At 69.2% G+C, this 17,057-nt stretch carries 19 protein-coding genes; 12 read left to right on the forward strand and 7 right to left on the reverse strand.

Annotated features, from left to right (window positions below):
* The first annotated feature begins 238 nt into the window (after positions 1–238).
* The 4 genes from ileS (at position 239) to AC07N1_RS17690 (ending at position 4,532) form a co-directional block, all read left to right on the forward strand.
* Positions 239–3,148: an isoleucine--tRNA ligase gene (gene ileS, locus AC07N1_RS17675; protein WP_494672971.1), complete on the forward strand. Its 2,910-nt coding sequence runs from the start codon at positions 239–241 to the stop codon at positions 3,146–3,148.
* A gap of 10 nt (positions 3,149–3,158) precedes the next feature.
* Entirely contained in the window at positions 3,159–3,317 is a 159-nt protein-coding gene (locus AC07N1_RS17680; RefSeq protein WP_494672972.1) for a hypothetical protein, read from the forward strand.
* Between the two features lie 10 nt (positions 3,318–3,327).
* Positions 3,328–3,834: a signal peptidase II gene (gene lspA, locus AC07N1_RS17685; RefSeq protein WP_494672973.1), complete on the forward strand. Its 507-nt coding sequence runs from the start codon at positions 3,328–3,330 to the stop codon at positions 3,832–3,834.
* Positions 3,835–3,962: 128 nt separating this feature from the next.
* Positions 3,963–4,532, forward strand: a complete 570-nt coding sequence (locus AC07N1_RS17690) for a DUF3035 domain-containing protein (protein ID WP_494672974.1) — start codon at positions 3,963–3,965, stop codon at positions 4,530–4,532.
* A 71-nt stretch (positions 4,533–4,603) separates the two neighbouring features.
* Here AC07N1_RS17690 and AC07N1_RS17695 read toward each other — a convergent pair whose 3' ends face one another.
* The 5 genes from AC07N1_RS17695 to AC07N1_RS17715 all read right to left on the reverse strand — a co-directional run bounded on the left by AC07N1_RS17695 (position 4,604) and on the right by AC07N1_RS17715 (position 7,255).
* Positions 4,604–4,921: a hypothetical protein gene (locus AC07N1_RS17695; RefSeq protein WP_494672975.1), complete on the reverse strand. Its 318-nt coding sequence runs from the start codon at positions 4,919–4,921 to the stop codon at positions 4,604–4,606.
* A 181-nt stretch (positions 4,922–5,102) separates the two neighbouring features.
* Entirely contained in the window at positions 5,103–5,633 is a 531-nt protein-coding gene (locus AC07N1_RS17700; RefSeq protein ID WP_494672976.1) for a DUF3617 domain-containing protein, read from the reverse strand.
* Between the two features lie 83 nt (positions 5,634–5,716).
* Positions 5,717–6,214, reverse strand: a complete 498-nt coding sequence (locus AC07N1_RS17705; RefSeq protein ID WP_494672977.1) for a bactofilin family protein — start codon at positions 6,212–6,214, stop codon at positions 5,717–5,719.
* 96 nt (positions 6,215–6,310) lie between these two features.
* Positions 6,311–6,640, reverse strand: coding sequence for an Mpo1-like protein (locus tag AC07N1_RS17710; protein ID WP_494672978.1), 330 nt, complete (start codon positions 6,638–6,640; stop codon positions 6,311–6,313).
* Positions 6,641–6,757: 117 nt separating this feature from the next.
* Positions 6,758–7,255, reverse strand: a complete 498-nt coding sequence (locus AC07N1_RS17715) for an Lrp/AsnC family transcriptional regulator (RefSeq protein WP_494672979.1) — start codon at positions 7,253–7,255, stop codon at positions 6,758–6,760.
* 142 nt (positions 7,256–7,397) lie between these two features.
* Here AC07N1_RS17715 and AC07N1_RS17720 point away from each other — a divergent pair, with 142 nt between their 5' ends.
* Entirely contained in the window at positions 7,398–10,838 is a 3,441-nt protein-coding gene (locus tag AC07N1_RS17720; protein ID WP_494672980.1) for an indolepyruvate ferredoxin oxidoreductase family protein, read from the forward strand.
* Positions 10,839–10,845: 7 nt separating this feature from the next.
* Here the strand turns inward: AC07N1_RS17720 and AC07N1_RS17725 are convergent, their stop codons facing one another.
* Positions 10,846–11,658 (reverse strand): energy transducer TonB, encoded by an 813-nt coding sequence (locus tag AC07N1_RS17725; protein WP_494672981.1) that lies wholly within the window; start codon positions 11,656–11,658, stop codon positions 10,846–10,848.
* 116 nt (positions 11,659–11,774) lie between these two features.
* On the opposite strand from AC07N1_RS17725, the gene AC07N1_RS17730 reads away from it, so the two are divergent.
* The 6 genes from AC07N1_RS17730 (at position 11,775) to AC07N1_RS17755 (ending at position 14,579) form a co-directional block, all read left to right on the forward strand.
* A complete protein-coding gene (locus AC07N1_RS17730; protein ID WP_494672982.1) occupies positions 11,775–12,086 on the forward strand; it encodes a hypothetical protein in 312 nt (103 codons plus the stop codon).
* Complete coding sequence (locus AC07N1_RS17735) at positions 12,083–12,370, forward strand: type II toxin-antitoxin system RelE/ParE family toxin (protein WP_494672983.1); 288 nt, start codon at positions 12,083–12,085, stop codon at positions 12,368–12,370. The genes AC07N1_RS17730 and AC07N1_RS17735 overlap by 4 nt, the downstream gene beginning before the upstream one ends.
* 39 nt (positions 12,371–12,409) lie before the next feature.
* Positions 12,410–12,715, forward strand: coding sequence for a hypothetical protein (locus AC07N1_RS17740; RefSeq protein WP_494672984.1), 306 nt, complete (start codon positions 12,410–12,412; stop codon positions 12,713–12,715).
* Positions 12,712–12,987 carry a type II toxin-antitoxin system RelE/ParE family toxin gene (locus tag AC07N1_RS17745; protein ID WP_494672985.1) on the forward strand — a complete coding sequence of 92 codons (276 nt, stop codon included), beginning with the start codon at positions 12,712–12,714 and terminating at the stop codon, positions 12,985–12,987. The genes AC07N1_RS17740 and AC07N1_RS17745 overlap by 4 nt, the downstream gene beginning before the upstream one ends.
* Complete coding sequence (locus AC07N1_RS17750) at positions 12,984–14,093, forward strand: NAD(P)/FAD-dependent oxidoreductase (protein ID WP_494672986.1); 1,110 nt, start codon at positions 12,984–12,986, stop codon at positions 14,091–14,093. The genes AC07N1_RS17745 and AC07N1_RS17750 overlap by 4 nt, the downstream gene beginning before the upstream one ends.
* Positions 14,094–14,210: 117 nt before the next feature.
* Complete coding sequence (locus tag AC07N1_RS17755) at positions 14,211–14,579, forward strand: hypothetical protein (RefSeq protein ID WP_494672987.1); 369 nt, start codon at positions 14,211–14,213, stop codon at positions 14,577–14,579.
* A gap of 2 nt (positions 14,580–14,581) precedes the next feature.
* On the opposite strand, the gene AC07N1_RS17760 is transcribed toward AC07N1_RS17755, so the two are convergent.
* The gene (locus AC07N1_RS17760) at positions 14,582–15,826 is read right to left on the reverse strand and encodes a PQQ-dependent sugar dehydrogenase (protein WP_494672988.1); all 1,245 of its coding nucleotides are present in this window, start codon (positions 15,824–15,826) and stop codon (positions 14,582–14,584) included.
* Positions 15,827–15,991: 165 nt separating this feature from the next.
* On the opposite strand from AC07N1_RS17760, the gene AC07N1_RS17765 reads away from it, so the two are divergent.
* Positions 15,992–17,041, forward strand: coding sequence for a glycosyltransferase (locus AC07N1_RS17765; RefSeq protein ID WP_494672989.1), 1,050 nt, complete (start codon positions 15,992–15,994; stop codon positions 17,039–17,041).
* The last annotated feature ends 16 nt before the right edge of the window (positions 17,042–17,057 follow it).

Below are 17,057 nucleotides of genomic sequence, written 5' to 3' on the forward strand. Positions count from 1 at the left end.
AGCTTGTCGAAGGACGAGGATCACGCAACGAACGGACGGCCGCTCCTCTGGAGCGGCCGTTTCCGTGTCAGGCTCCCCTTTGCGCTCGCCGCCCGCTCTGCTATCCCGTCGCCCTATGAGTTTCGTTCGGAAGATCGCGCGAATTATCCGCCCGGCGTGACGCCGCCGGACGAGACCTCCAGCGCGCGCCGGGTTCCACCCGCCTTCTTCCGACATTCCAGAGCTGGATAGCCTTCCCATGGCCGACGACGCCGCGCCCGCCCGCGACTACCGCGAAACCGTTTTCCTTCCCGACACGCCGTTCCCGATGCGCGCGGGCCTGCCCAAGAAGGAGCCCGAGATCCTGGAGGGCTGGGCGGCCCTGTCCGACAAGGGTCTCTATGGCGCCGTGCGCGCCAGGCGCCAGGCCGACGGCGCCCCGCTGTTCGTGCTGCACGACGGTCCGCCCTACGCCAACGGCGCGATCCACATCGGCCACGCGCTGAACAAGATTCTCAAGGACTTCGTCGTCCGCTCGCGCTTCGCCCTCGGCTACGACGTCGACTACGTACCGGGCTGGGACTGCCACGGCCTGCCGATCGAGTGGAAGATCGAGGAGCAGTTCCGCGCCAAGGGCCGCCGCAAGGACGAGGTCCCGGCCGAGGAGTTCCGCCGCGAATGCCGCGCCTACGCCGCCGGCTGGATCGAGGCCCAGAAGGTCGAGTTCCAGCGCCTGGGCGTGCTGGGCGACTGGTGGAACCGCTACGCCACCATGGACTTCACCTCGGAAGCCAAGATCGTCGAGGAATTCCACCGCTTCGCCTCGAGCGGCCAGCTCTATCGCGGCTCCAAGCCCGTGATGTGGAGCCCCGTCGAGCGCACGGCCCTGGCCGAGGCCGAGATCGAGTATCACGACCACGTTTCGCCGACGATCTGGGTGAAGTTCCCCGTCGTCGAGGGCTCGGACGCCGCCGTCGGCGCCAAGCTGGTGATCTGGACGACCACGCCCTGGACGATCCCGGCCAACCGCGCGGTCTCCTACAACCCCGACATCCCCTACGCCGTCTTCGAGGTGAAGGCGCTGGAGGAGGGGCTCGAGTTCGCCCCCTGGTCCCAGGTCGGCGATCGCCTGATCGTGGCTGAAAAGCTGGCTGAAGAGGTCTTCAAGGCCGCCAAGGTCGCGGCCTTCGAGAAGGTTGAGAGCGTCGACTGCGAGGGCATGGTCCTGGCCCACCCGCTGGCCGATCTGGACAGCCACTACGGCTTCGCCGTGCCGCTGCTGGCCGGCGACCACGTCACCGACGACGCCGGCACGGGCTTCGTGCACACCGCGCCGGGACACGGCGCCGACGACTACCAGGTGTGGCTGGCCCACGGTCATCGCGAGATCCCCGACACCGTCGACCCGGACGGCGCCTACTACCCGTCGGTGGCCCTGTTCGCCGGCCTCAAGGTGCTGGAGACCGAGGGCAAGAAGATCGGCAAGTTCGGTCCGGCCAACGGCGCGGTCATGGACAAGCTGATCGAGGCCGGAAACCTGCTGGCCCGCGGCCGCGTCGAGCACAGCTATCCGCACAGCTGGCGCTCCAAGGCCCCGGTGATCTTCCGCAACACCCCGCAGTGGTTCATCCGCATGGACCACGAGGTCGAGGCCCTGGGCGGCAAGACCCTGCGCGAGACGGCCGTCCAGGCCATCGCCGACACCGCCTTCCACCCCGACGCCGGCCGCAACCGCATCGGGGCCATGGTCGAGACCCGTCCCGACTGGCTGATCAGCCGCCAGCGCAACTGGGGCACGCCCCTGGCGATGTTCGTCGACAAGCACACCGGCCACCCGCTGGTCGACGCCGACGTCAACGCCCGCATCCTGGCCGCCGTGACGGAAGGCGGGGCCGACGCCTGGTTCACCCGTCCGGACGCCGACTTCCTGGGCAACCACGACCCGGCCCAGTACGAGAAGGTCGGCGACATCCTCGACGTCTGGTTCGACAGCGGCTGCACCCACGCTTTCACCATCGAAGGCCGCGACGACAGCGCCTGGCCGGCCGACCTCTATCTGGAAGGCTCCGACCAGCACCGCGGCTGGTTCCAGTCCTCGCTTCTCGAAGGCTGCGGTTCGCGCGGCCGCGCGCCCTACAAGGCCGTCCTGACCCATGGTTTCACCATGGACGAGAACGGCGAGAAGATGAGCAAGTCCAAGGGCAATACGGTGGAGCCGCAGAGCATCACCAAGGAGTCCGGGGCCGAGATCCTGCGCCTGTGGGCGGCGATGGTCGACTATTCGGAAGACCAGCGGATCGGCAAGACGATCCTGGCCACCACCACCGACGCCTATCGCAAGCTGCGCAACACCATGCGCTACCTGCTGGGCGCCCTGGCCGGGTTCGACGAGGCCGAGCGGGTCACCGACTACAATGAGTTCCCGCCGCTGGAGAAGTTCATCCTGCACCGCCTGTGGGAGCTGGATGGCCAGGTGAAGGCCGCCTACGAGAGCTATCGCTTCTCGGACGTGATCCGGCCGCTGGTCGAGTTCTGCCAGAGCGACCTGTCGGCGATCTTCTTCGACATCCGCAAGGACAGCCTCTACTGCGACGCGCCGAGCGCCCTGCGCCGCCGGGCTTATCGCACCGTGCTGGATTACGTCTTCGACCGCCTGACCATCTGGCTGGCCCCGCTGGCCAGCTTCACGATGGAAGAGGCCTGGGTCACGCGCTTCCCCGAAGCCGGCCCCGTGGCCCTGCGTGTTGTGCCGGAAACCCCGGCGGCGTGGGAAAACCAGGCCGAGGCCGCCCGCTGGGCCAAGGTCGAGACCGTCACCGGCGTCGTCACCGGCGCCCTGGAAGTCGAGCGTCGCGAAAAGCGCATCGGTTCGGCGCTGGAGGCGGCTCCGGTCGTCCACATCGCCGACGAGGCCCTGCTGGCCGCGTTCGACGGACTGGACGCCGCCGAAGTGTTCCGCACCAGCGCCGCGACCCTGGTCGCCGGCGAGGGCGGCGCGTTTGCGACCGACGAGGTCAAGGGCGTGTCGGTGGATCCGGTGAAGGCCGAGGGGAACAAGTGCGCCCGTTCGTGGCGCATCCTGCCGGAGGTGGGAACCGACCCCCGCTATCCGGAGCTTAGCCTTCGCGACGCCGACGCCGTGGCCTTCTGGGACGCGCAAAGGGCTTAAGCTCGCCGCATTGTTCCTTCTCCCCTTGCGGGAGAAGGTGTCGCCGCAGGCGACGGATGAGGGGTTGAAGGCGCGATCAGCCGCGCACGGTTTCGGCCGGTGCGACCCCTCATCCGACCTGCTGCGCAGGCCACCTTCTCCCGCAAGGGGAGAAGGACGACGGGGATGAGAGAACGAACGTGGCTTCCTTGAAGATCACCCGCCTGGGCTGGACCGCCTACGCCGTCGCCGTCGTCGCGGTGGTGCTCGACCAGATTTCCAAGGTCTGGATCCTGGGCCTGCTGGGCACGGCCCAGGGCAGCAGCCTCCACGTGGTGGGGCCGCTCAACTTCACCATGGTCCATAACTACGGCATGAGCTTCGGCCTGCTGCGCGACCACGAGTGGGGGCGCTGGCTGCTGATCGGCTTTGCGACGGCCGTCGCGATCGGCCTGGGGATCTGGGCGAGCAAGACGGTCAGGCCGCTGGTCGCCGTGGGCCTGGGCCTGATCATCGCCGGCGCGGTCGGCAACAACCTGATCGACCGGATGATCTACGGCTACGTGGTCGACTTCATCGACGTGTCGGCCCTGCACTTTCCCTGGGTCTTCAACGTCGCCGACTCATGGATCAACATCGGGGTCGCCTGTCTGTTGCTGGACAGTTTCGTGAGTGAAGAAAAGAAGCTGTCTCACCAGACCGAATAGGGGCCAAACGGGGGCTCAGCGCCCAAGCAAGGCCACAAATCCGAAGGACATTGGCGCCCGCCCTCGGATGTCGTATCGAGGGCGTCCGATTTTTAGGCCCCGGGGGCGGCCGCTGGAGCATGGGTTTCATGAAGTTCAATCGGGTTGCGACCCTGAGCGTGCTGGCCGTGGCCGCCGCGACCGGTCTGGCGGGCTGCCAGTCGGCCTCGAAGGCCCTGGGCATGAGCAAGGTGGTCCCCGACGAGTTCCGCGTCGTGACCAAGGCTCCGCTCGTCGTTCCGCCGGACTACAGCCTGCGCCCGCCGGCGCCCGGCGAGCCGCGTCCGCAGGAACTGCAGCCGGAAAGCGCCGCCCGTCAGGCGCTGCTGGGCCAGAGCGTGGCCGCCAACCGTTCGGACGGCGAGAAGCTGCTGGTATCCAAGGCCGGCGTCGACAAGGCCGACCCGCTGATCCGCTTCGTCGTCGACGATGAGAACGGCGACCTGGCCCACAAGGACGAGAGCTTCGCCAGCAAGGTGATGTTCTGGAAGAAGGACGACAAGACGGCCGGCGCCGTGACGGCCGCCGAGGCCGGCGCGACCGCTCCGGTTCCCGTCGACGCAGCCGCCGAGGAAGCCCGCCTGAAGGCCCTCACCGGTGGCGGCGCGATCGTCATCAGCCGCGAGAAGCAAGGCAAGATCAAGCTGCCGGGCCTCTAGGCTCGGAGCGCGTTCGCCTCGAGAGAATTGGACGGCCCGGAGGCTTTGCTTCCGGGCCGTTTCCTTGTGCGTCAGCCGCGCGCGTTGCGTTCCAGGATGGCGCGCAGGGACTGGGCCTTCTGAGGCAGGTCGGACGACAGCCGCGAGGCCATCTCCCGCAGTCCTACGGCATAGGCTTCGCCGCCTTCGGCGATCTGCTGGGCGCGTTCGCCCAGGGCGATCAGGTCCCGCTCCAGGGCCTCGACTTCCTCGCGGGCCAGCAGACGGGCTTCTTGTTGCAGGCGCTGCAGACGCTGGGCCGTCGTCTCCGGCCCACGGGTCAGATTATAGACTTCGGCGCCGTCGGTTTCTTCCGGCACTACGGTCAGGTGCGGACCGCTGATCGTCATCTCGGCTCCTCGAACTCACGGAACCCCCATGCGATGACAATGAACCTACAAGCCTTGCTGTTCCTGTAAAAAAGCGATGCTTCGCGCGAAGCTCGGCGCTTGTGGCGTTGTGGCCACATCGCCTGTTTTGGGTATGGTTTTTGCTTGGAGCCCGTCCATTTTCGACGGAAGCGAGTCGGCTCTACTTGGGCTGGGCCGGGTCCTGGCCCGACGGAGCGGCGGCCGCGTCGCAGGGGCCGAGATAGACGCTCTCGCTCTGCAGCTTCATGACCTTCTTCACGCCATAGGCCTGGACGGTCATTTCCAGATTGCTGGTGGTGCGGGTCTGGAAGTCGCCCTTGATCACGCCGGCCAGGCTGTAGGCGATCTTGTCCTTGGTGCAGGCCAGCTCGATCGTGAAGCCGTCGACGACCTGGGTGATGTCGGGCCTGCCGCAGGGCGTGTCCTGGGCCGCGGCCAGGGCCGGGTCCTGTCCTTCGCCGACGCATTGGGTGGTCGTGCGTTCGGCGCCGCCGGGCGTGTGGGCGGTGGTCTTCCACAGGCCGGGGCGCATCAGGCGGGGCGGGCCGCCGGCGGCGGGGGCGGCTTCCGATTCCGCCGTGGTGGCCGAACCGCCGGCCGTCGGCGCGGCGGCCTTGTCGTCGTTGCGCGAGCAGCCGGCCGCCGCCGCGAGGGCGGCCAGCACGAGGGCGAGACGGACGGTCGGCGTCATGGGCGGGCCTTACTCGAACTGACGGGCGCCGGCGGGGCGCCTCGTCCGCACAATACCCGGATCGCGCGACCGGTTTCCAGCGATCAGCCGACGGCGGGCGCGTAGGCCGCCGGAGCGGTCGCGACCGGAGCGGCCGGCTGGGGCGCAGGCTGCGGTGCGGGGCGGGTGAACTTCACGCTGCGGCCCTGGAAGTCGGCGCCGGTTTCCATGGCCAATTGCTCGTGGGCGATGTCGCCCTCGACCTTGGCCGTGCCGTAGAGGCGCACGGCGCGGGCGGCGACCGTGCCCTTGACCTTGCCGTGGATCTCGATGGCCTGGGCGGCGATCGAGCCCTCGACCTGGCCATTGGGGCCCAGGACCAGCTTGCCGACCTTGATGTCGCCGATCACCACGCAGTCCAGGTGCAGCTCGCCGTCGCCGGAGACGTCGCCGCGGATGGTCAGGCCCTGGGCGATCAGCGAGGCAGGCTTGGGACGCGGCGGCGGGGCCGGAGCGGCGGCCTGCGGCTGGAGCGCGGCGGGCGTCGTCGCCAGGGGCTCCAGGGCCAGCGGGGCGGGAGCATCTTTCTTCTTCTGGAACATCTGGCGGCGGCTTTCTCGAATTGGGTCGCTTGCTCCCTTAAACAGCAAGTGCGGCGCCAATCTGAAAACCGCGTGCGAACGCGCGAATTCCTGATGCTACCAGGGCCGGCGGCCCGCCACCGTCTCGAAGAAAAGCCGGAAATCGCCCATCAGGCTGAACACCGGATAGGTGAAGGTGGCGGGGCGATTCTTCTCGAACACGAAGTGGCCCGCCCAGGCGAAGCCGTAGCCGACGAGCGGCGCGGCCGCGAAGAACCACGGGCTGACCGTGAAGCCCATCACCAGGCTGATGATGACCAGGCCCGTGCCGACCACGTGCAGGCGGCGGCTGGTGCGGTTGCGGTGTTCGGAGAGGTAGAAGGGATAGAAGTCGGCGAAGCGCCGATAGCGCTCTGCGCCGGCCGTGGGGTCGACCTGCTGGCCCATGGGGCGTGTCCTCCCGGTCGATGTAGCCCGACCTTATGCCCAATGGAGGACGCATCCGGCGTCGGATGCAAGGGGTCTCGTCGAGGGCGGCTCGCAGGCCGCCCTCGAACGGGAGCCTCAGCCCAGCGGGCTGACGTAGGGGCTGACCAGGCCAAGCGGCACGGCGGTCGAGTTCTTGACGCCGCGGATGACGATGCGGCTTTCGATGTTCGACACCAGGCCCAGCGACAGGATCTTGTCGCGCAGGAACTCGTCGAAGGCGTGCATGTCGCGGGTGACGATGCGCATCTCATAGTCCGCCGCGCCGGTCACGGTGGCGCACTGGACGACTTCCGCCCACTTGGCCACGGCCTGCTCGAAGGTCTCGAGGTTCTCCTTGGTCGGCAGCGACAGCTTGACCGTGCAGTAGACCTCGAAGCCGAGACCCAGCTTTTCGCGGTCGAGAATGGTCACGCGGCGTTGGATGACGCCCGCGTCTTCCAGTCGCTTGATGCGCCGCCAGCACGGGCTGGAAGACAGCCCGACTCGCTCGGCGATCTCGGCGACGGACAGTCCGGCGTCGTGTTGGATGAGATCCAGGATCTTGGCATCCACGGCGTCGAGTTGTTCGGACAAGAATTCCTCCCCCCAGAGGGTGTTTGACGCGTCGATCTTGCGCAAAACCGACACGAGTCGGGCACGCCTTGGGCAAACAATTTCCGCGCTTCTATAAGATATTGCGTTGCGGGCGAAAAGACCCGGGAGGAAAAATTTTGCCATGCGGCACTCGGAAGTCACGCTTGACGACAAATATGTGCTCGAAGATGGTCGCGCGTTCATCACTGGCGTGCAGGCGCTGCTCCGTGTGCTGCTCGATCGCAAGCGCCTGGATCGACTCGCCGGGCTGAACACCGCCGGCTTCATGTCGGGCTATCGCGGCTCGCCGCTGGGAGGCCTCGACCAGCAGGCCGCGCGCATCAACAAGCTGCTCACCGCCCACGACGTGGTCTTCAAGGAAGGCCTCAACGAGGACCTGGCCGCAACGGCGGTCTGGGGCAGCCAGCAGGCCAACCTCTTCCCCGGCGCGACCCACGACGGCGTCTTCGGCCTCTGGTACGGCAAGGCCCCGGGCGTCGACCGCACGGGCGACGTCTTCAAGCACGCCAATTTCGCGGGGACCTTCCCGACCGGCGGCGTGCTGGCCGTGGCCGGCGACGACCACGCCTGCAAAAGCTCGACCCTGCCGTCGCAATCGGAGTTCGCCTTCCAGGACTTCGAGATTCCGGTGCTGTCGCCGGCCGACGTGCAGGAGGTGCTCGACTACGGAATCCTGGGGATCGCCATGTCGCGCTTCTCGGGCCTGTGGACCGGTCTGATCGCCCTAGCCGACACCATGGACAGCGGCGTCACCATCGACGTGTCGCTGGATCGCCACCACGCGGTGATCCCGGACTTCCCGATGCCGCCCGGGGGGCTGGGCATCCGGCTGAAGGACCAGCCGATGGAGAAGGAGCGCCGTCTGCGCCTCCACAAGATCCCCGCCGCCCTGGCCTTCGCCCGCGCCAACCAGATCGACCGCGTGGTGCTGGGCGCCTCGCACGTGCGGGTCGGCAAGGCCCGCCTTGGCATCGTCTGCCAGGGGCAGGCCTACAAGGACGTGCTGGAGGCTTTCTCGGCCATGGGCGTGAGCCTGCAGGAGGCCGCCGACCTGGGCGTCTCGGTCTACAAGGTGGGCATGCCCTGGCCGCTTGAGCCGCTGGGCCTGCGCGCCTTCGCCGCCGGCCTCGAGACCCTGATGGTCATCGAGCACAAGCGCGCCCTGATCGAGCCCCAGGCGCGGGCCGCGCTCTACGACCTGCCCGCCCAGGCTCGCCCCCGCATCATCGGCAAGACCGACGAGAAGGGCCATCCGCTGCTGTCGGAGCTTGGCTCGCTGTCGGTGGCCGAAATCGCCCTGGCGATCTACGACCGCCTGCCGCCGGGGCCGCACATGGAGCGCGCTCGGGCCTATCTCGATCGCGTCTCGGCCGCCGGCGTCGCCGCCGTCAGCCTGGCCGCCGATCAGGCCCGCAAGCCGTTCTTCTGCTCGGGCTGCCCGCACAACACCTCGACCAAGCTGCCCGAGGGCTCGCGGGCCCTGGCCGGGATCGGCTGCCACTACATGGCCGGCTTCAACGACCCCTCGACCGACCTCAACACCCACATGGGCGGCGAGGGCCTGACCTGGGTGGGCGCCGCGCCCTTCACGACCGAGAAGCACGTCTTCCAGAACCTGGGCGACGGCACCTACAACCACTCGGGATCGCTCGCCATTCGGGCCGCCGTCGCGGCCGGGGCGCACATCACCTACAAGCTGCTGTTCAACGACGCTGTGGCCATGACCGGCGGCCAGCGCGCCGAGAGCGGCTTCACCCCGGCCCAGATCACCCGCCAGCTGGCCAGCGAGGGCGTGGCCCGCACCGTCATCGTCGTCGACGACCTCAAGCGCTACGAGAGCGTCACCGACCTGGCGCCTGGCGTGGAGATCTTCCCGCGCTCGGAGCTGATGAGCGTGCAGCAGATGCTGCGCGACACGCCCGGAACCACGGTGCTGCTCTACGACCAGACCTGCGCCACCGAGAAGCGCCGTCGCCGCAAGCGCGGGACCATGGCCAAGGCGACCCAGAAGGTCTTCATCAACCCGCTGGTCTGCGAGGGCTGCGGCGACTGCTCGGTGAAGTCCAACTGCGTGTCGATCGAACCGCTCGACACCGCTTTCGGCCGCAAGCGCAAGATCAACCAGTCCAGCTGCAATCAGGACTATTCGTGCCTGGAGGGCTTCTGCCCGTCCTTCGTGACGCTGGAGGGCGCCGAGAAGGCCGGCGACAAGGCCAGGCCCGCGCCGCTGTCGGTCGATTCCACCCCGCTGCCGGCGTTCGAGGAATTCCACGGCGTGCGTCGGATCATCTTCACCGGCGTCGGCGGCACCGGCGTGACCACGGTGGCCTCGATCCTGGCCATGGCCGCCCACATCGACGGCCGCGCCGGCAGCGTGGTCGACATGACGGGCCTGGCCCAGAAGGGCGGGGCGGTGTTCAGCCACGTCAAGATCGGCGAGCTGGAGGACACCGTCGTCGGCGGCCGCGTGCCGGCCGCCAGCGCCGACGTGTTGATCGCCTGCGACCTGCTGGTGGCCGCCAGCCCCGAGGCCCTGTCGCTCTACGCCAAGGACCGCACCATGGCTTTCGGCAACAGCGACTTCGCCCCGACCGCCGACTTCGTCACCAGCCGCGACGTGCGCTTCGACGGCGGGGCCATGGCCCGGCGGGTCAAGGCCGCGACCAAGGCTTTCGACGCCTGTCCAGCCCAGCGTCTGGCCGAGAGCCGCTTCGGCGACGCCATCTACGCCAACATGATCATGGTCGGGTTCGCCTGGCAGCGCGGGGTGATCCCGCTCTCCAGCCGCGCCCTCTACCGCGCCATCAAGCTGAACGGGGTGGACGCCGACGCCAACCTGCAGGCCTTCGAGCTGGGCCGCCAGATCGCTTTCGACCCGGCCGCGGCCGGCGACAAGCCGGTCGATGTCCCCACGCCCCAGACCGAGCCGCTGGACGCCCTGATCGCCCGCCGCGTCGAGGACCTAGTCGCCTACCAGGACGCCCACTACGCCGCCCGCTACGCCGAGCGGATCGCCAAGGTGCGTCACGCCGAGGTCGCCGTGGTCGGGGAGGGGGCGAACCTGCCGCTGACCCGCGCGGCGGCGACCAACCTCTACAAGCTGATGGCCTACAAGGACGAGTACGAGGTCGCCCGCCTCTACACCGACGGCCGCTTCGCCAAGGAGCTGGCCGGAACCTTCAAGGGCGGCAAGGCCAAGGTCTGGCTGTCGCCGCCGCTGATCGCGCCCAAGGGCAAGGACGGCAAACCGCGCAAGATCGCCTTCGGCGGCTGGATGCTGGATCTGGCCTTCCCGATGATCGCGCGGATGAAGGGCCTGCGCGGCGGTCCGCTGGACGTCTTCGGCAAGACCGACGAGCGCCGGATGGAGCGGGGCCTGATCGCCGACTACGAGGTCACGCTCGACCGTCTGGTCGCTGGCCTGCGTCCCGAGACCAAGGCCCTGGCCCTGAAACTGGCCGAGGTTCCCTCCGAGATCCGCGGCTACGGCCACGTCAAGGATGCGGCCGTCGAGAAGGCCAAGGCGACCGCGGCCAGGCTGTGGGGGCAGTGGGAGGGCTGAGGCCCTCCTACCTGGCCTTGCCGCCGTACACCGCGCCGTAGATGCGGCTCAGCGAGGTCCAGTCGAACACGGCGACGATCCGCTGACCGTCGGTGGCGGCGCCGCTCGCGGCGCGCTTGGGCGGCGTGAAGTAGGGGGCCAGGGCCAGCATCGCCTCGCGCGTCGCCGGCGTCAGGGAGGGGCCGCTGACGTCGCAGTCGGCCAAGGCGCCGTCGCGGGCCGTGCATTCGAGGTTGGCCATGCCCTGGGCGGGGCCGGCCGCCGCGATCAGCGGGCCCGCGATGTCCAGGGCGGGGCTCTTCTCCCAGGCGATCATGTGCACGCCGCATCGGCCGTCGGGATCGTCCGGCCTGGGGCAGGGAACGGCGCCGTCCTTGGCGGGGATCAGCGCCGCCGCCGCGCGTCCCGGCTGGTAGCTGACCGGCGGCGGCTTGCCGCCGTCGGGACCGCCGACCAGGGTGATCGGGATGGTGATCATCGCGCCGTCCACCGGATCGCCGGCGGCGGTGGTCGGGGCCATCCGGAACTTCGAGGCCATCTTCAGCGCCATGTCGTCGAAGTGCACGCCTTCGGGCGAGGACGCCGGCGCGCGGCAGGCCTGCAGGCTCCCGTCCGCCGCCGCCCGGCAGCGCAGCAGCGCCCAGCCGCCCAGTCCCTTGCGACGGGCGTCCTCGGGGTAGTAGCGCTCGAAGTCGATGGGGCCGGGCTTGCTCTTCCACACCACGCCTTCGCCGAGTTCGCGCACGGGCGGCGCGGGATCGGCCAGGGCCGGGCCGGCGACGGCGAGGCCCAGCATCAGGGCGGCGAGACGTGGGATCATGGCAAGCTCCTCCCCGCCGCTTATGGTCAAGTTTCGCATCGCCTGCAATGCAGGGGCGAGCGCTTGAACCGCCATGAGCCATGGCGGGCCGGGAGGTTCGTGCTAGGCTTCCCGCCATGAACAGGCCGGTTCGCAGCGCTTCGGTGGTTTCGGTCAATCTTCCGGCCAGCGCCGTCGAGGATCTGAACGCGCGCGTCGCGAGCGGGGAGTTCACCTCGCTCGACGAAGCCGTCACGGCCGCGCTGCTCGAACTCGAACACTTCCGCGCCGTCGAACTGCTCGGCGGCGAGACCGCGTTCCAAGCCCTGGTTGAAGAGATCGAGGCCGATCCTGCCACGGGCGTCGGCGAGGTGGACGCCTTCGAATTTCTGCACGCCCTGAAGGCCCGATACGAGGACATGGCGGACGCGCAGGACGATCAGGCTTGAAGCCGGTTCGCTTGAGCGCGTCGGCCGCGAGGGACATCAGCGCGATCGGTAACGACATCGCCGCCGACAAGCCAAGGGCGGCGGCAAGTTTCGTCGACCACCTCATCCAACGTTGCCAGAGCCTGGCGAACGCGCCGGAGGGATATGGCCTGAAGCCGGCCTTCGGTCGGGGCGTTCGGGGCGTGACCATCCCGCCCTACATCGTCCTCTATCGCATCCGCGAGCGGGACATCCTCATCCTGGGCGTCCGGCACGGGGCGCGAAAGCCGGTGGCGTTCAAATGACCGAATTGAATTTTTGGGCTCCGTGCTAGGCTTCCCGTCATGAACAGGCCGGTTCGACATCCAGACCAGGTGACGGTGACCTTGAGCGCCGAGGACGCGGCCGACCTCCTGGCGCGGGTCGAGCGTGGCGAGTTTGCTTCGCTGGACGAGGGCGTGGCCGCCGAACTGGCGGAACTCAACTATCGCCGGGCGGTCGATATCGTCGGCGGTTCGGACAAGCTCGAGGCCTTGCTCGACGAGCTGGAAATGGAAGCCGTCGATCCGGCCGAGCATGTCGATGGCCGTCAATTCCTGTCTGAAATGCTGGAGGATCTGAAGGCGCGGGCCAAGGCCTCTGGCGAGTGAGCCTTCCCTATGTCCTGACGCCGCGCGCTCGGCGCGACTTGACGCGAATTCGCGACTACATTTCGGGGGACAGCCCTCGCGCCGGCGTACGCTTTATCGAGAGCCTGATGGAGCGTTTCGAGCAGCTCGCCTTTGCGCCCTATATGGCCCAGGCGGTCGCCAGTCATCCTCGTTTTCGCCGACTGCCGCACGGCGCCTATGTGATCTTCTACGAGGTGGCGGACAACGCGGTGATCATCCGTTCCATCGAACATTCAGCGACCCTCAAATGACCGAGTTCGATTTCGACGCCGTGGTGGTCGGCGCCGGCGCCGTTGGCCTGGCCTGCGGCTACGCCCTGGCCCAGCGCGGGCTGACCGTCGCCGTGCTGGAGGCGCAGGGGCATATCGGCCAGGGCGTGTCGTCGCGCAATTCCGAGGTGATCCACGGCGGGCTCTACTATCCGACCGGCTCGCTGAAGGCCCGGCTGTGCGTGCTGGGGCGGCGGCGGCTCTACGCTTTCCTCGACGCCCACAAGGTCGCCTACAAGAAGTGCGGCAAGCTGGTGGTGGCCACCAGCGACGACGAGATCGCCCGCCTCGACGCCATCTGGGACCAGGCCCTGGCCAACGACGTCGAGGGCATGGAGCGGCTCACGGGCGCGCAGGCCCAGACCCTGGAGCCGGGCCTCAACGCCCACGCGGCCCTGCTGTCGCCGGAAAGCGGCGTCTTCGCCAGCCACGACTACATGCTGGCCCTGCAGGGCGAGATCGAGGCCGCCGGCGGGGCGGTGGTGCTCTCCACCCCGTTCGAGGGCGCGACCCCGCTGGAGGGCGGCGGCTTCACCGTGCGTGCCGGCGGCGCCGAGCCGACCACCCTGACCAGCCGCCTGCTGGTCACCGCGCCGGGGCTGTCGTCCCAGGCCGTGGCGGCGACCATCGAGGGCTTTCCCAAGGACCAGATCCCGACCGCCCACTACGGCAAGGGCGTCTATTTTCGGCTGATGGGCAAGGCGCCGTTCCAGCGCCTTGTTTATCCGCCGCCGATCCATGGGGCGCTGGGCACTCACTATCGCAACGACATGGGCGGCCAGGCGGTGTTCGGGCCCGACCTGGAATATGTGCCCGCGCCCGACTATTCGGTCGATCCGAACCGGGCCGACGCCTTCGCCGCCTATATCCGCAAGTTCTGGCCGGGCCTGCCCGACGGCGCCTTGACGCCCGACTACGCCGGGGTGCGGCCCAAGCTTCATGGTCCGAACGAGCCCCAGCCCGACTTCCAGCTGCGCGGCGCCGACACGCACGGTCTGGCGGGCCTGATGGCGCTGTTCGGCATCGAGAGCCCGGGCCTGACCAGCAGCCTCGCCATCGGCGAGGCCGTCGCCGACCTGCTTTCTTGACGCGTGGCGGTCGCCGAAACCGCTTACACTTTCTGCCGCCAGGCGCCCTTGTGTCGGCCGGCTGACACCAAACGCCCGCTCGCGCGTTAGCCGATAGGCTGTTTCACGGAGAGGGCGATGGTGGACGATTTCATCGAGCGGCTGACCTCGCGCCTGGTGCGGGGCGCGGGTCTGGTCATGGCCGCGGCGATCGCGGCGGTGTCGGGGGCGATGGCGGTTTTCGCCTTCCTGGCCTCGATCGTCGGCACGGCCTGGGCCCACGCCATCGTCGCCGCCATCGCCGCTGCGGTGGTGGCGATCTGGGCCCTGGCCCAGTCGAACCAGCAGGCCAAGCACCGCAAGGCCCCGATCGAGGAGCGGGTGGCCGACATCATCCTGGCCCATCCCACCGCCTCGTTCCTGGCGGGCGTGGCGGCCGGCGCCCTGGTCAAGGGCAAGCCGTCCGAAGCCCGCAAGGCCTGGCGCGCCCGGCGCGAGGTCGACTAGCCTCAGCCTTTCGGCGCGATCCGCAGCACCTTGCCGTCTTCCTCGTCGGTCACCGCCCAGACGGCGCCGTCGGGGCCGACCACGACGTCGCGGATGCGCTCGCCGAACTCGGTTGCGATACGCTCCTCGCCGACCACCTTGTCGCCGTCCAGGGTCAGGCGGGCGATGTGGCGCTCCTTCAGCGAGCCGACCAGCAGGCTGCCCTTCCAGGCCGGGAACAGGTCGGCCTCGTAGAAGGCCATGCCCGAGGGCGCGATCACCGGATCCCAGTAGTAGATCGGCTGCTCCAGGCCTTCCTTGGCGGTGATCCCGTCGCCGATCGGCTTGCCGGAATATTCCTCGCCGTAGGTGATGGTCGGCCAGCCGTAGTTCTTGCCGGCGCGGGGGATGTTCAGCTCGTCGCCGCCCTTGGCGCCGTGCTCGACGGTCCACAGCTCGCCGGTCTTCGGATTGATGGCGGCGGCCTGCAGGTTGCGATGGCCGATCGACCAGATCTCGGGCTTGGCCCCGGCCTGGCCGGCGAACGGATTGCCGGCGGGGATCGACCCGTCCGGCTTGATGCGGATCACCTTGCCCAGCGTCCCGTCCAGGCGCTGGGCTTGCATCCGGCCCTCGATGATCGAGCGCTCGCCGGTGGTGACGAACAGGTTTCCATCGCGGGCGAAGACCAGCCGGCCGCCGAAGTGCAGGGGCGAGTTCAGGGTCGGCGTCTGGCGCCAGATCACCTGGACGTTCTCGACCTTGGGCGTCGCGCCCGGAACCAGCCTGCCGCGGGCCACGGTCGTGCCGTTGCCGCCGTCGCGGGGCTCGGCGTAGCTCCAGTAGACGAGGCCGTTCGCTGCGTACTGCGGATCGACCGCCAGGCCCAGCAGGCCGCCCTGGCCGTTGGGGTCCACCGCCGGCAGGCCGGCGACGGCCGGCGACAGCGTTCCGTCCCTGGCCAGCAGGCGCAGGCGGCCGGTGCGCTCGGTCACCAGGGCCGAGCCGTCGGGCAGGAAGGCGATGGCCCAGGGATGCTCCAGGCCCTTGGCCACGACCTGCACCTGATAGGCGACACCGGCGGCCTTCAGGGGGCTGCGGGTCTGGCCGGCGAAGGCCGGCTTCTGGTCGGGCGCGTTGGCGTTGCGGGTCTCGACCGGCCCGCCGTCGGCGGTCACGGCCGGAGCGGCGCTGTTCTGGGCCTCGCCGGGACCGCAGGCGGCCATGGCGAGAAGGGCGGAGGCGGCGAAGATCAGGGATGAGCGCATGAGGCGACCATAGACGGCTTTTCTTCCGGCAGGCGAGAGGGCGACGAGGGGCGGGCCTCATTTTCGGCCGGCGCATTGACAGCGTGGGCCTCGCGGGGAAGGTTCCGGCGCTTCTCGCCCCTGTTTTCCCAGCCGTTTCTCTTCCCGTCAGTTCCGGAGACCGCCTTGACCGCCATCCTGCACGCCATGCTGGGCAAGGGTCTGGGCGGCCTGGAACAGGTGTTCCTCGACTACCAGCCGATCCTCGAGACCTGGGCGGCCCGTCGCGGCGGCCTGTGCGCGGGCGTCGTGCGGACGGGAAGCAAGGTGGCGCAGGCCCAGGCCGGCCGCGCGCCGCCGCTGCTGTCCATGCCCGCCCATACCGACTGGGACCCCCTGACCCTGGGCGCGGCCCGGCGGATCGTGAAGGCGGTCAAGCCCGCCATCATCCTCAGCCACGGCCAACGGCCCGCGCGGCTGTTCGCCAAGGCCGCGTCGAAATCGACCCGCCTGGCGATCTGCGTCCACAAGCCGGTATTCGATGTCGAGACCACGCGCACCGACTACATCTGCGTTGGCCGACACCTGGCCGAGCTGGCGATCGAGAGGGGCGTGCCGGCCGCCCATGTTCACTTCGTGCCCAACGCGGTGAAGATCCCCATCGTGCGGGCGACGCCCTTCGCCGAGATCGGCCGCCCGCCGCGGATCGTCGCCGCCGGCCGCCTGCACCCCAAGAAGGGCTTCGACGTGCTGGTCGCCGCCGCCGCCCTACTGCGCGACAGGGGGCTGGCCTTCGAGGTCGAGATCGCCGGCGAGGGCGACGAGCGCGCCAGGCTGGAGGGCCTGATCGCCCAGCACGCCCTGGCCGACCGCGTGCGCCTGGTCGGCTGGCGCGACGCCTCGGCCTTCCTGGCCGCGGGCGACGTCTTCGCCTTCCCGTCCTACCAGGAGGGGTTCCCCCTGGTGCTGCTGGAGGCCATGGCCGTGGGCGTGCCGGTCGCCGCCAGCGCCATTCCGGGTCCGGACGAGATGATCGTCGAGGGCGTCAGCGGCCGCCTGCTGCCGCCGGGCGACGCGGTCGCCCTGGCCGACGCCTTGGCCGCGCTGGTCGCCGACCCCGCCGGATCGCTGGCCTTGGGGGAAAAGGCCCGCGACGCTGTGCTGGCCGATTACGGCCCCGACAGCCTCGCGCGGCGCCTCAGCGCAGTTGTGGATGACATCGCAAACCGGGCTTGAAGCCGGCGTCAGTTTG

The organism is Caulobacter sp. GW821-FHT09B11 (assembly GCF_059418205.1).